The organism is Pseudomonas sp. LBUM1670 (assembly GCF_059695695.1).
Genome location: NZ_CP166783.1, coordinates 1,452,924 through 1,465,623 on the forward strand (window position 1 = coordinate 1,452,924; position 12,700 = coordinate 1,465,623).

Below are 12,700 nucleotides of genomic sequence, written 5' to 3' on the forward strand. Positions count from 1 at the left end.
ATCAGTTCTCCAGAACGTCGAGCAGGCCCAGAGGCAGTGGCACGTCCATGACTTTGTCGAACAGCAGGTACAGACCGATACTCATCAGGCTGATGATCACCGCACCCGGCAACCAGCGTCCGCCGTACAGGCGTGCCATCGGTATGCCGATCAGCAGGCTGCTGAGGATAAAGCCCAGGGGTTCGAACAACCCGGCGAAGACCAGAAGCAGCAACACGCAGATGCCAATCTTGGTCAGGGTTTCGCGATCCATCGGCGGATCTTCATCGGTGTGTTTGATCGGCGACGGGCGATACACCATGTAAACCAGCCCCAGGCCCATCAAGCCCAGCATCAACAGGGGAAAGGCTCGGGGGCCGATCGGTTCGTAGGAAAATGGCGCCTGGTAGGGCCAGGCCATCAGCACCAGGCTGAGACAGGCCAGCAACAGCACCGAAGCAAAAATGCGTTGTAAGAGCATAGGGAACTCCTGTGCCGCGGCCCCGCAGAACGGGGGCCGCAGCCGCTAGACAGAGGCGATCACTGAATCAGGCCGAACTCTTTGGCCAGCACTTTGTAGTCCGCGACCTGCTTCTTCACGTAGGTGTCCAGCTCCGGGCCGGTCATGGCGAACGGGAACAGTTCACGCTGATCGCGCAGCTTGGCGAAGTCTTCGGACGCCAGCAGTTTGTCGAAGGCCTCTTTCCACCAGGCGTAGTCTTCGTCGCTGACTTTTGGCCCGAGGTAGAAACCGCGAACCACCGGCCAGACGATGTCGTAGCCTTGTTCCTTGGCGGTCGGAATGTCTTTCATCTCCGGCTCGTCCAGACGCTTCTCGGAGAACACCGCCAGCAGGCGCATGTCGCCGCTCTGGATATGCGGCATGGAGTCGGAGATGTCGGTGCTGCCGACCTGAATGTGGCCGCCGAGCAGGGCGGTGGCGATTTCACCGCCGCCTTCGAGGGCGACGTAGCGCAAGTCGCGCGGGTTGATCCCGGCAGCCTTGGCGATCAGCGCGGTTTGCATCCAGTCCTGGCTGCCGACGGTGCCGCCGGAACCGATCACCACTTTGCTCGGATCTTTCTTCAGCGCTTGAACCAGATCGTCCAGGGTCTTGTAGGGCGAATCGCTTTTCACCGCGATGGCGCCGTAGCTGGTGCCGACGGCGGCCAACCAGCGCACGTTGGTTTCATCGAAACGACCGAACTTGCCCTGGGCCAGGTTCAGCAATGAACCGCTGGACCACGCCACGAGCGTGCCGGCGTCGGCTGGACGTTGAGCAACCACCGCGTTGTACGCCACCGCGCCGACACCGCCGGGCATGTAGGTCACGCGCATCGGTTTGGTCAGCAGCTTTTCGTTGACCAGCGCGCTCTGCGCCAGTTTGCAGGTCAGGTCGAAACCGCCACCGGGCGAGGCCGGGGCGATGCATTCCGGGCGTTTAGGCTCGGCCAGCAGTTGGCCGGCAAACAGCATGCAGCTGGCGGCGAGGGCGAAACGGCGCAGTGATCGATTCATTGTTGTCTCCACGGGAGTTGTTGTTTTTTTTGGGGATGTTTCAGATGCGGCGGTTTCGCTTCGCGCAGCCGGCAACGGCGCTGACGAGCGTAAACGATGGGGAGCGAGAAAAGGGATGGGGCGGGCAAATCTGGAGCTGTGTGGACAGCATGGCGAAGCACCTCGTTATTGTTCTTATTGGCGAAAACGCATCAAGGCGTTTTTCGGGAGCTACATTTCAAAGCACGATCGATGGCTCGCAGTCGAAACCATCCGTGGGCCGACTCTAACGGTCGAACCTTTCACTAACCTTTCAGCGGACTTTCACGGTTTTCGGGCTTCACAGCGGCGGATGCGGCTGTAAACTCCGCGCCAAAGAATGGCGTCGAACATCCCTGAATGAGGTAAAGATCCATGCGTGTTCTGCTCGTCGAAGACCATCTGCAACTCGCCGACAGTGTCGCCCAGGCGCTCAAGAGCACCGGGCTGACCGTGGATGTGCTGCATGACGGCGTGGCCGCCGACCTGGCGTTGAGCAGCGAGGAATACGCCATGGCGATCCTCGACGTCGGCCTGCCGCGCATGGATGGTTTCGAAGTGCTGGCGCGCCTGCGGGCCCGGGGCAAGAACCTGCCGGTGCTGATGTTGACCGCCCGCAGCGACGTCAAGGACCGGGTGCATGGCCTGAACCTCGGCGCTGACGATTACCTGGCCAAACCGTTCGAACTGACCGAGCTCGAAGCGCGGGTCAAAGCCTTGTTGCGCCGCAGCGTGCTCGGCGGTGAACGACTGCAGAGATGCGGCGTGCTGGCTTACGATCTGGACACCCGGCGCTTCACCCTTGGCGAAGAATTGCTGACCCTGACTTCCCGCGAACAGGCGGTGCTTGAAGCCCTGATCGCGCGTCCAGGTCGGGTGATGAGCAAGGAACAACTGGCTGCCCAGGTGTTCGGTCTGGACGAAGAAGCCAGCCCCGACGCTATCGAAATCTACGTCCATCGCTTGCGCAAGAAGCTCGACGGCCAACCGGTCGCCATCGTGACCTTCCGTGGTCTCGGCTACTTGCTGGAAAGCCGCGATGCATAAGCCCAGCAGCCTGCGCTGGCGGTTGCTGTGGAACCTCGCGCTGTTGTTGGTGGTGTTGATGCTGGCCAGTGGTTTGAGCGCTTACTGGAACGGGCGTGAAGCTGCCGACACTGCGTACGACCGGACCTTGCTGGCCTCGGCGCGAACCATCGCCGCCGGGGTGTCCCAGCGCGATGGCAGCCTGAGTGCCGACGTGCCCTACGTGGCCCTCGATACCTTCGCCTACGACAGCGCCGGGCGAATTTTTTATCTGGTCAATGACATCAATCAGAAGCTGATTTCCGGTTACGAAAACCTGCCGCCTCCGCCGCCCGGCACGCCGCGTACCGACGACTATCCGGCGCTCGCACGTTTCTACAACGCGACGTACCGGGGGCAGAACGTGCGGGTGGTGAGCCTGCTCAAACCCGTGAGCGAGCCGAACATGAACGGCATGGCGGAAATCCGCGTGGCGGAAACCGATGAGGCGCGCGTGAGCATGGCCCGCAGCCTGGCGGCGGACACGTTGCTGCGTTTGGGCATGCTGGCGGTCGGCGCATTGCTGATGGTGTGGTTTACAGTGAGTGCGGCGTTGCGTCCATTGGAACGTTTGCGCACGGCGGTGGAGGAACGGCAGTCCGACGATCTGCGGCCGCTGCCACTGGTGGAAGTGCAGCACGAATTGTGGCCGCTGGTGCGCGCGCTCAATCACTTTACCGAGCGCCTGCGCGAGCAGTTCGAGCGACAGGCGCAATTCATCGCCGATGCCGCCCATGAACTGCGTACGCCACTGGCCGCGCTCAAGGCTCGACTTGAACTGGGCCTGCGCTCGACCGAGCCCGACACCTGGCGCAACACATTGGAAACGGCGGCCCAGGGCACGGACCGCTTGACCCATCTGGCCAATCAACTGCTTTCGTTGGCGCGGGTCGAGAACGGTGCCCGGGCGATCGCCGAGGGCGGCGCGCAATTGCTGGACCTGAGTCAACTGGCCCGCGAACTCGGCATGGCCATGGCGCCGCTGGCCCATGCCCGAGGTGTCGCGCTGGCGCTGGAGGCGGATGAGCCGGTATGGCTGCGCGGTGAGCCGACGCTGTTGAATGAGCTTTTGAGCAATCTGGTGGATAACGCGCTGGCCCACACACCGCCCGGCGGCAATGTGATCCTGCGGGTCTCGGCGCCGGCGGTGCTGGAGGTCGAGGACGATGGGCCGGGGATTCCTCTTGAAGAACGCGATCGGGTGTTCGAGCGCTTCTATCGCCGCAACCAGCAAGTCGCCGGCTCGGGATTGGGGCTGGCGATTGTCGGCGAGATCTGCCGTGCGCATTTGGCGCAGATCAGTCTGCACGATGGCGAGCAGGCGGGGTTGAAGGTGCGGGTGAGTTTTATTGCGGGAGAGTGATGGTGTTTGTACTGGCCTCTTCGCGAGCAAGCCCGCTCCCACAGGGATGTCTGGTGTTGCATAGATACCTGTGGGAGCGGGCTTGCTCGCGAAGGGCGCGCTGCGGTCTCGGCTAGTAAAACATCGACCGCGATTCTTCCAGATCCCTGCACATCGCCGCGTTCTCCGGATCGATCCCCAGCTTCTTGAACGCCGGCACGCTGAGCGGGTCGATACGGGCGATGGGATGGTCGGTGTCCTTGTGGCAATACAAACTGGCCACCTGCACCAGATCCACATAGTCGACGCGCCCGGACTCACGCTTGAAGTCCAGATACAGCCCCGGCACCTGAACCAGCATTTCCGGAAACTCCCAGACCCGCAGCAGTTTGTCGCCGAGCAACGGGTGAATCTGGTCGATCACATGGTTCAGGCTGACCGGGTCCGACAGCAGTTCGTAATGGTCTTCGGCGTAGGTCAGGATCGGCAACACGCCAATCTGATGCACCAGCCCGCCGAGAGCCGCCTGATCAGGTTTGAGTTGCGTGTAACTGCGGCACAGCGCGTAACTGACGCCAGCGATTTCGAGGCTTTTGCGCCAGACATCGCGCATCTTCTTCTCCACCACGTCGGAACGGGCGTGGAAAATCTGCTCCATGACCAGGCCAATGGCCAGGTTGCTGCTGTAGTTGACGCCCAGGCGCGTAATGGCCGTGTGCAAGTCAGTGACTTCCTGGGTCGCGCGAAGGAGCGGGCTGTTGACCACTTTGATCAGGCGCGCCGACAACGCGGTGTCACGGCCGATCACTTTACTCAGGGTGCTGACACTGATTTCCGGGTCTTCAGCGGCCTTGCGAATCTGCAGGGCCACTTCCGGCAATGTTGGCAGAACCAGGTCATCGTTATCGATGGCCTCAACCAAATCCTGTTGGACCTTATCCGCCAGATCACTCATTTTTTTTCTCTAGGGGTTGCGACAAGTGCTGCCGTTAACGCTGGATTTCGCGATCGCGATCCAGTTCGTAAGGCAGGTCGAGCAGGTGCAGGGCCGGCCCTTCGAGTGTGCCCAGATGGACATCACCGCTTTCTGCTGCTTCGGCTTGCAGCACGGCCAGCAGTTCAATGTTTTGCCCGGCGCGTGCGGCGATCACCACTTCGCCGATAGAGCTGCCGTGGGTCGGGGAAAACAGCGGGGTGCCCGGTTCCGGCAGTTCGCCGCCCTCGAGGCTCAGGCGATACAGGCGACGCTTGAGTTTGCCCAGGTATTGCATCCGCGCGACGATTTCCTGGCCGGTGTAGCAACCCTTTTTGAAGCTCACGCCACCGACGGCTTGCAGGTTGAGCATCTGCGGAATGAACAGCTCGCGGGTGCTCGGCATGACCTGACCGATCCCTGCGCGGATCTGGCCCAGCAGCCATTGATTGAGATCGCCTTCGGTCAACAGGGCGGACAGCTTGCCCTTGATGGCGTCGGCCTGATCGGCGGTGACCCAGAGTTCGGCACGGTCCGCAGAGACGCGGACAGCGATCAGCCCGTCATTGCGTGCAACGCTGTCGGTGTCTGCCGGCAGTACAAGACCGAGGCTGGTCAGGGCGGCATCGCCATGGTCGACGCCGAAGCGGACCCATGCGGCGCTTTCATCAGTCAGTCTGGATTTGGAGAACACCGCGTACTTTTTCAGATCCGCCAGTTGCGGTTCCAGCAGCTCGCTGGCCATGGCCATGAGCACACCGTCACCTTGCAGCAGGATGCGGAAACTCGATTGCATCCGGCCTTTCTGAGTGCAGCGTGCGCCGAGGCTGGCCTGGGTGTCGCTCAGGTAATTGAGGTTGCAGGTCAGCTGGCCTTGCAGAAATTTAGCGGCATCCGCACCGCGGACCGCGAGAACGCCTTCATGAGACAGGGTGCAGAAAAAAGCAGAATCGGCCATGGGTCATCGCAGGAAAGAAGAGTCTGGGGGACATCATAAGGGGGCGCCCATGAAATGGGTAGTTCACAAAAGGTCGGCAGTGCCCGACCAAAGCCGACTGTTCGATGGTGTCGGGGGCTGTATACTTGCCGCCTATTTGAGGAGCGCTCCATGGTCGAAGATGTAGAACTGAATCGCCTCTACTGGCACAGCCGCCGCGGCATGCTTGAACTTGACGTGTTGTTGGTGCCGTTCGTGAAAGAGGTCTACCCGCACCTCAATGATGTCGACCGCGACTGCTACCGCAAGCTGCTCGAGTGCGAAGATCAGGACATGTTCGGCTGGTTCATGGAACGCGCCGAATCGGAAGATCCGGAGCTTCAGCGCATGGTTCGCATGATCCTGGATCGTGTCCAGCCCAAGTAATGCGTTCGAATGCCGCTGGCATGCCTCACGGCAGTTGCTGGCGGCGTATCTGTTGGCCCAGCTGTTCGCGCTGGGTTCGTTGTTTTTTCTTTCCATCCCGGTCTGGGCCAGTTTGCTCGGCGCCTTTTGCTGTCTGATGCATGGCATTTGGGCATTGCCGCGACAGATTTTGCTGACACATCCACAGGCGTTTCGCGGCTTGCGTCGCGATGCGGATGGCTGGCAGGTGTGGAATCAGGCGGCCGGTTGGCAGGCGGTTCAATTGAGACGGGACAGCCTGGCATTGCCGTTGGTCGTGGTGCTGCGTTTTCGTCTGCGCGACGAGCGGCGAGTCCGGGCGATTTGCGTGCCACGGGATTCGCAGGCGGCGGACTTGCACCGACGCCTGCGGGTTCGGCTCACGTTCAGTCGGCGTAGGTGGGCGGCACCAGAATAGTGTCCAGCGCAACCGGCAGCAGGTTCGGGTAGTCGAGGGTGTAATGCAGGCCGCGACTTTCCTTGCGCGCCATGGCTGACTGAATCATCAGATCGGCGACCTGGGCCAGGTTACGCAGTTCGATCAAATCCCGGCTGACCTTGTAGTTGCTGTAGAACTCGTCGATTTCGTCCAGCAACAACTGCACGCGGTGCTGCGCCCGTTGCAGGCGCTTGTTGGTGCGCACGATGCCGACGTAGTCCCACATGAACCGCCGCAATTCATCCCAGTTGTGCGCAATGATCACGTCTTCATCCGAGTCGGTGACCTGGCTGGCGTCCCAGGCGGGCAGGGCGACGGGAATCGAAACCTGCGGCAACTGTTCAAGTATGTCTGCTGCTGCCGAGCGTGCGTAAACGAAGCACTCCAGCAGCGAGTTGCTGGCCATGCGGTTGGCGCCGTGCAGGCCGGTGAAACTGGTTTCGCCAATCGCATACAGCCCCGGCACGTCGGTGCGGCCTTGCTGATCGACCATCACGCCGCCGCAGGTGTAGTGTGCCGCTGGAACGACCGGAATCGGTTGCTTGGTGATGTCGATGGAAAACTCGAGGCAACGCTCGTACACCGTCGGGAAGTGCGTCTTGATGAACGCTTCCGGCTTGTGACTGATGTCCAGATAGACGCAGTCGATACCGAGCCGCTTCATCTCATGGTCGATCGCCCGGGCGACGATGTCACGTGGCGCAAGCTCGGCGCGCGGGTCGAAACGCTGCATGAAGCGTTCGCCGTTGGGCAGTTTCAGGTGTGCGCCTTCGCCTCGCAACGCTTCGGTGACCAGGAAACTCTTGGCCTGCGGGTGATAAAGGCAGGTCGGGTGGAACTGGTTGAACTCCAGGTTCGCCACCCGGCAGCCCGAACGCCAGGCCATGGCGATGCCATCACCGCAGGCGCCGTCGGGGTTGCTGGTATACAGGTAGACCTTGGCTGCACCACCGGACGCGAGGATCACAAAGCGTGCACCGTAGGTGTCGACTTCGCCTGTGCCGCGATTGAGCACGTAGGCACCGAGGCAGCGGTCGCCTTCAAGGCCCAGGCGTTTTTCGGTGATCAGATCGACCGCGACGCGCTGTTCCAGCAGTTCGATGTTGGGCCGTTGTCTGGCTTTGTCGAGCAGGGTTCTGAAAATCGCTGCGCCCGTGGCATCGGCGGCGTGAATGATGCGCCGATGGCTGTGACCGCCTTCGCGGGTCAGGTGAAACTCGAACCCCCCGTCTTCGGTGCCGGATTGCTCATCGCGGGTGAACGGCACGCCCTGATCGATCAGCCATTGAATGGCCTCTTTACTGTGCTCGACGGTAAAGCGCACGGCTTCTTCGTGGCACAGGCCGCCGCCGGCATTGAGGGTGTCATCGACGTGGGACTCAACGGTATCGGTGTCATCCAGAACGGCAGCGACACCGCCCTGGGCCCAGAAAGTCGAGCCATTGGCGAGATCGCCTTTGCTCAGTACGGCGATACGCAAGTGATCGGGCAAGGTCAGCGCAAGACTCAAACCGGCTGCACCGCTGCCAATGACCAGAACATCATGTTGAAACTGTTGGCTCATTTCAGGATTCCGCTCAAAGCGACCCGGGTCGGGGTTGGCGCCAGACTACAGGAACGGCGAGTCAGGGCGGCCACACAGCCCACTAGTATATAGAGGGGGGGAGCGGCACAATAGCCGGGCTAACATGGCATTGTGAAACTACAGTGACAGAATAGCCCTGACGCTTCGTCGGATGGCTTTTCGACCCGTTCGGCGACAAGGCCACTGTATCGTAGATTTAACAGTCTTTTTCCGTTCAGGGTTGCACAATGTCGGTCTGGTGCAGCTATAAATATTTGGAACTTTTGCCAAAGGCCCAAGATCAATAGACCGTTGCCTGAATCAAGGGACAGTGTCGGCTTCAGTGCGGGATTGCGGTTTGATCCTTGCCGGCGAATCCGATGACAAGATTATTCGCGCAGCCGGGTTAACTCGAGCTGCGCTTTTCGTGCGTGCCAAATCAGAGCCCGCAGGAAACTTGCTTGGAGGGGGAGAACTTTTGCGAAAAGCCCGAGTCTATGTTTGCAAGTCTGGTTGTTTAGTTATGCAAGCTTCCTCCGAGCTTATCGAGGAGAGTTCATGCTAACCCAGGAAGAGGATCAGCAGCTCGTCGAACGCGTTCAGCGCGGCGACAAGCGAGCTTTCGATCTGCTAGTGCTGAAATACCAGCACAAAATTCTCGGGTTGATCGTGCGTTTCGTGCACGACACCCATGAAGCCCAGGATGTGGCACAGGAAGCCTTTATAAAGGCATACCGTGCGCTTGGAAATTTTCGCGGAGACAGCGCGTTTTATACGTGGCTTTACCGCATCGCCATCAACACGGCGAAAAACTATCTGGTTTCACGCGGCCGTCGGCCGCCGGATAGCGATGTCAGTTCCGAGGATGCAGAGTTCTACGATGGCGATCATGGCCTCAAGGATCTCGAGTCGCCAGAGCGTGCATTGCTGCGGGATGAGATCGAAGGCACCGTCCATCGAACCATTCAGCAACTGCCAGAAGATTTGCGTACGGCTTTAACTTTACGTGAATTCGATGGTCTGAGTTACGAGGACATTGCGAGCGTCATGCAATGTCCGGTGGGCACCGTGCGCTCCCGGATTTTCCGCGCTCGGGAGGCCATCGATAAAGCCCTGCAGCCGTTGTTGCAGGAAAACTGAGACAGCGGCGACAGCCAAGAGAGGAACGCCATGAGTCGTGAAGCCCTGCAGGAATCGCTGTCCGCAGTGATGGATAACGAAGCGGACGAATTGGAATTGCGTCGGGTATTGAATGCCTTTGACGATGTTGAAACCCGTGAAACATGGGCTCGTTATCAGATTGCTCGTGCAGTGATGCATAAGGATCTGCTGCTTCCACGCCTGGATATCGCCGCGGCAGTCTCCGCTGCGCTGGCTGACGAAGCCGTACCGGCAAAAGCTTCCCGTGGTCCATGGCGCAGCCTGGGTCGTCTGGCAGTCGCAGCTTCGGTCACCGTGGCCGTATTGGCAGGTGTTCGTCTGTACAACCAGGACGAGATCGCTGGCGTAGAACTGGCACAGCAATCCAGCCAACCGGGTCTGGCCGTTCCTCAGGTCAAGGGTCCAGCTGTATTGGCAGGCTATAATGAGAGTTCGGAAGCCACTGGTCCTATGGCCAACGGCGTATTGCAAGGTCAGCCCGGCTGGCACGATCAACGTTTGCCTGGTTACTTGCGCCAACATGCTCAACAGGCTGCATTGAAAGGTACTGAGAGCGCTCTGCCTTACGCTCGTGCAGCAAGCCTGGAAAACCGTTAAGGAGGATCATGCGCGCCATACCTCTACTTTCGCTTCTGCTCAGTGGCTGGTTCATTGTTCCAGCCCACGCCGATGAAGCCCAGGACTGGTTGACCCGTCTTGGTCGGGCCGAGCAACAGCAAAGCTTTCACGGTACTTTTGTCTACGAGCGAAACGGTAGTTTTTCTACCCACAACATCTGGCACCGCGTCCAGGATGGCAAGGTCAGCGAGCGTTTACTCCAGCTCGATGGCTCTGCGCAGGAAGTCGTGCGCATTGATGGGCATACTCAATGCGTCAGCGGCACCCTGATCGCAGGACTCGGGGACTCCCCCAACTCCGCTGCTCGTGCACTCGATCCACAAAAGCTAAAGAATTGGTACAACCTTGCCGTCATCGGCAAGTCGCGTGTGGCCGGGCGTGCGGCGGTCATCGTTTCCCTGACGCCTCGTGATCAGCACCGTTACGGTTTTGAACTGCATCTGGACAAAGAAACCGGTTTGCCGCTCAAGTCTTTGCTCCTGAATGACAAAGGACAGTTGCTGGAACGCTTCCAGTTCACGCAGCTGGATACCTCCGGTGTACCTTCCGACAGTGATCTTCAGCCGGGCAGTGACTGCAAAGTCATCGCACTCGATAGCGACAAGGCTTCAGCAGTCAAGGTCGCCCAGACCTGGCATTCAGAATGGTTGCCAGCAGGCTTCGAGCTGACCAGCAGCACCTCGCGCAAGGATCCAGAGACCAAAACCCAGGTCAACAGTCTGCTGTATGACGATGGTCTGGCTCGTTTCTCGGTGTTCCTCGAGCCGCTGAATGGTGCAACCGTCATCGATACTCGCACTCAGCTCGGGCCGACCGTTGCTGTATCCCGACGCTTGACCACGCCTCAAGGCGATATGATGGTCACCGTGGTCGGTGAAATCCCGGTAGGGACCGCTGAACGGATCGCGCTGTCCATGCGCACCAATGCCACTGCAACCCAGTAGTGAGCTGGTATCGAAATGTTTGGTGAGCATTTCAATTTGCAAATATCCCCAGAATTTTTTATAGGTCAGAGCCCCTCGGCTCTGGCCTTGTTTGTTGTTCCCGGAACAAAAATACCGGCGTATCGTTCCCGGTGTTCCTTGCTCCATATCGCTTAACCATGCTCGTCGTAACGGGAGCCGTATGTCGATACCACGCTTGAAGTCTTACCTGTCCATTTTTGCCACTGTAGTGGTGCTCGGTCAGGCGGTCGCTGCTCAAGCAGTCGAATTGCCTGATTTTACGCAACTGGTCGAACAGGCCTCGCCTGCTGTGGTGAACATCAGCACCACGCAGAAACTGCCGGATCGCAAAGTGAGCGAGCAGATGCCCGACCTCGAAGGCTTGCCGCCGATGTTGCGCGAGTTCTTCGAGCGTGGCATGCCGCCACAACCGCGTACACCACGCGGCGATCGTCAGCGTGAAGCCCAGTCCTTGGGTTCGGGTTTCATCATCTCGTCTGACGGCTACATACTCACCAACAACCATGTGATCGCCGATGCCGACGAAATTCTCGTTCGTCTCGCCGACCGCAGTGAGTTGAAAGCCAAGCTGGTCGGCACCGATACACGTTCCGACGTGGCCTTGCTGAAAATCGAGGGCAAGGATCTGCCCGTTCTCAAACTTGGCAAATCCCAGGACCTGAAGGCCGGTCAGTGGGTCGTCGCCATCGGCTCGCCATTTGGTTTCGACCATACCGTCACCCAAGGTATCGTCAGCGCCGTCGGTCGCAGCCTGCCGAACGAAAACTATGTGCCGTTCATCCAGACCGACGTGCCAATCAACCCGGGTAACTCCGGTGGTCCGCTGTTCAACCTGGCGGGCGAAGTGGTGGGGATCAACTCGCAGATCTACACCCGTTCCGGCGGCTTCATGGGGGTGTCGTTCGCGATTCCTATCGACGTGGCGATGGACGTGTCCAATCAGCTGAAAAGCGGCGGTAAAGTCAGCCGTGGCTGGTTGGGCGTCGTCATTCAGGAAGTCAACAAGGATCTGGCCGAGTCGTTCGGTCTTGATAAACCGGCCGGTGCGCTGGTGGCTCAGATCCAGGACGACGGCCCGGCTGCCAAGGGCGGTCTGCAGGTGGGCGACGTGATCCTGAGCATGAACGGTCAACCGATCGTCATGTCCGCCGATCTGCCGCATCTGGTGGGTGCACTGAAAGCCGGCTCGAAAGCCAATCTGGAAGTGATTCGTGAAGGCAAGCGCAAGAATGTCGAGTTGACGGTCGGCGCTATCCCGGAAGAAGGCAAAGAGCTGGATTCTTTGGCGAAATCGACGATCGAGCGCAGCAGCAATCGCCTGGGCGTTTCCGTGGCCGAGCTGACCGACGAGCAGAAGAAAACCTACGACCTCAAAGGTGGTGTGGTGATCAAGGAAGTCCAGGACGGTCCTGCTTCCATGATTGGCTTGCAGCCAGGCGACGTTATTACTCACCTGAACAATCAGGCGATTGGCTCCACCAAGGAGTTCACCGATATCGCCAAGGCGCTGCCGAAGAACCGCTCGGTGTCGATGCGGGTTCTGCGTCAGAACCGCGCCAGCTTCATCACCTTCAAATTGGCTGAATAAACCGGTTGTCGGCTGAATAAAAAACCGCCTCGAAAGAGGCGGTTTTTTTGTGCCTGCTGGAAACCGTAGGAGCAAGCGTGCTCGCGATG

13 protein-coding genes are annotated in these 12,700 nt (G+C 59.6%); 8 read left to right on the top strand and 5 right to left on the bottom strand.

The features are described from left to right. Position 1 precedes the first annotated feature (1 nt). Complete coding sequence (locus ACA073_RS06630; RefSeq protein ID WP_461951470.1) at positions 2–460, bottom strand: tripartite tricarboxylate transporter TctB family protein; 459 nt, start codon at positions 458–460, stop codon at positions 2–4. A gap of 59 nt (positions 461–519) precedes the next feature. Further along, on the bottom strand, positions 520–1,497 hold the full coding sequence (locus ACA073_RS06635) for a Bug family tripartite tricarboxylate transporter substrate binding protein (protein WP_497402519.1): 978 nt from the start codon (positions 1,495–1,497) through the stop codon (positions 520–522). A 393-nt stretch (positions 1,498–1,890) separates the two neighbouring features. Between ACA073_RS06635 and ACA073_RS06640 the strand changes: the two genes are divergently transcribed. Together ACA073_RS06640 and ACA073_RS06645 are read left to right on the top strand one after the other, a co-directional pair. Further along, positions 1,891–2,562 (top strand): response regulator, encoded by a 672-nt coding sequence (locus tag ACA073_RS06640; protein WP_497402521.1) that lies wholly within the window; start codon positions 1,891–1,893, stop codon positions 2,560–2,562. Further along, positions 2,555–3,943, top strand: a complete 1,389-nt coding sequence (locus ACA073_RS06645; RefSeq protein WP_497402523.1) for a sensor histidine kinase — start codon at positions 2,555–2,557, stop codon at positions 3,941–3,943. Before ACA073_RS06640 ends, ACA073_RS06645 begins: the two co-directional genes overlap by 8 nt. A 112-nt stretch (positions 3,944–4,055) precedes the next feature. Here ACA073_RS06645 and ACA073_RS06650 read toward each other — a convergent pair whose 3' ends face one another. Both ACA073_RS06650 and ygfZ read right to left on the bottom strand, forming a co-directional pair. Then, positions 4,056–4,877: an HDOD domain-containing protein gene (locus ACA073_RS06650; protein ID WP_497402524.1), complete on the bottom strand. Its 822-nt coding sequence runs from the start codon at positions 4,875–4,877 to the stop codon at positions 4,056–4,058. Between the two features lie 34 nt (positions 4,878–4,911). After that, complete coding sequence (gene ygfZ, locus ACA073_RS06655; protein WP_497402526.1) at positions 4,912–5,853, bottom strand: CAF17-like 4Fe-4S cluster assembly/insertion protein YgfZ; 942 nt, start codon at positions 5,851–5,853, stop codon at positions 4,912–4,914. Between the two features lie 150 nt (positions 5,854–6,003). Here ygfZ and ACA073_RS06660 point away from each other — a divergent pair, with 150 nt between their 5' ends. Then, on the top strand, positions 6,004–6,258 hold the full coding sequence (locus tag ACA073_RS06660; protein WP_007944081.1) for an FAD assembly factor SdhE: 255 nt from the start codon (positions 6,004–6,006) through the stop codon (positions 6,256–6,258). Continuing rightward, entirely contained in the window at positions 6,242–6,694 is a 453-nt protein-coding gene (locus ACA073_RS06665; protein ID WP_497402528.1) for a protein YgfX, read from the top strand. The genes ACA073_RS06660 and ACA073_RS06665 overlap by 17 nt, the downstream gene beginning before the upstream one ends. Here ACA073_RS06665 and nadB read toward each other — a convergent pair. After that, entirely contained in the window at positions 6,663–8,279 is a 1,617-nt protein-coding gene (gene nadB, locus ACA073_RS06670) for an L-aspartate oxidase (RefSeq protein WP_497402530.1), read from the bottom strand. The genes ACA073_RS06665 and nadB overlap by 32 nt on opposite strands. A 558-nt stretch (positions 8,280–8,837) precedes the next feature. On the opposite strand from nadB, the gene rpoE reads away from it, so the two are divergent. The 4 genes from rpoE (at position 8,838) to ACA073_RS06690 (ending at position 12,611) form a co-directional block, all read left to right on the top strand. Continuing rightward, a complete protein-coding gene (gene rpoE, locus ACA073_RS06675; RefSeq protein ID WP_003172477.1) occupies positions 8,838–9,419 on the top strand; it encodes an RNA polymerase sigma factor RpoE/AlgU in 582 nt (193 codons plus the stop codon). 30 nt (positions 9,420–9,449) lie between these two features. Further along, positions 9,450–10,037: a sigma-E factor negative regulatory protein gene (locus tag ACA073_RS06680; RefSeq protein WP_077749615.1), complete on the top strand. Its 588-nt coding sequence runs from the start codon at positions 9,450–9,452 to the stop codon at positions 10,035–10,037. Positions 10,038–10,045: 8 nt separating this feature from the next. Beyond that, positions 10,046–11,002: a MucB/RseB C-terminal domain-containing protein gene (locus tag ACA073_RS06685; protein WP_497402532.1), complete on the top strand. Its 957-nt coding sequence runs from the start codon at positions 10,046–10,048 to the stop codon at positions 11,000–11,002. A 181-nt stretch (positions 11,003–11,183) separates the two neighbouring features. Beyond that, positions 11,184–12,611, top strand: coding sequence for a DegQ family serine endoprotease (locus tag ACA073_RS06690; RefSeq protein ID WP_497402534.1), 1,428 nt, complete (start codon positions 11,184–11,186; stop codon positions 12,609–12,611). Positions 12,612–12,700: the final 89 nt, after the last annotated feature.

What these genes read in the sequence shown, in the direction of transcription:
- ACA073_RS06630 (WP_461951470.1), bottom strand. Translation starts at nt 460, where the DNA reads ATGCTCTTACAACGCATTTTTGCTTCGGTGCTGTTGCTGGCCTGTCTC.
- ACA073_RS06635 (WP_497402519.1), bottom strand. Translation starts at nt 1,497, where the DNA reads ATGAATCGATCACTGCGCCGTTTCGCCCTCGCCGCCAGCTGCATGCTG.
- ACA073_RS06640 (WP_497402521.1), top strand. Translation starts at nt 1,891, where the DNA reads ATGCGTGTTCTGCTCGTCGAAGACCATCTGCAACTCGCCGACAGTGTC.
- ACA073_RS06645 (WP_497402523.1), top strand. Translation starts at nt 2,555, where the DNA reads ATGCATAAGCCCAGCAGCCTGCGCTGGCGGTTGCTGTGGAACCTCGCG.
- ACA073_RS06650 (WP_497402524.1), bottom strand. Translation starts at nt 4,877, where the DNA reads ATGAGTGATCTGGCGGATAAGGTCCAACAGGATTTGGTTGAGGCCATC.
- ygfZ (WP_497402526.1), bottom strand. Translation starts at nt 5,853, where the DNA reads ATGGCCGATTCTGCTTTTTTCTGCACCCTGTCTCATGAAGGCGTTCTC.
- ACA073_RS06660 (WP_007944081.1), top strand. Translation starts at nt 6,004, where the DNA reads ATGGTCGAAGATGTAGAACTGAATCGCCTCTACTGGCACAGCCGCCGC.
- nadB (WP_497402530.1), bottom strand. Translation starts at nt 8,279, where the DNA reads ATGAGCCAACAGTTTCAACATGATGTTCTGGTCATTGGCAGCGGTGCA.
- rpoE (WP_003172477.1), top strand. Translation starts at nt 8,838, where the DNA reads ATGCTAACCCAGGAAGAGGATCAGCAGCTCGTCGAACGCGTTCAGCGC.
- ACA073_RS06680 (WP_077749615.1), top strand. Translation starts at nt 9,450, where the DNA reads ATGAGTCGTGAAGCCCTGCAGGAATCGCTGTCCGCAGTGATGGATAAC.
- ACA073_RS06685 (WP_497402532.1), top strand. Translation starts at nt 10,046, where the DNA reads ATGCGCGCCATACCTCTACTTTCGCTTCTGCTCAGTGGCTGGTTCATT.
- ACA073_RS06690 (WP_497402534.1), top strand. Translation starts at nt 11,184, where the DNA reads ATGTCGATACCACGCTTGAAGTCTTACCTGTCCATTTTTGCCACTGTA.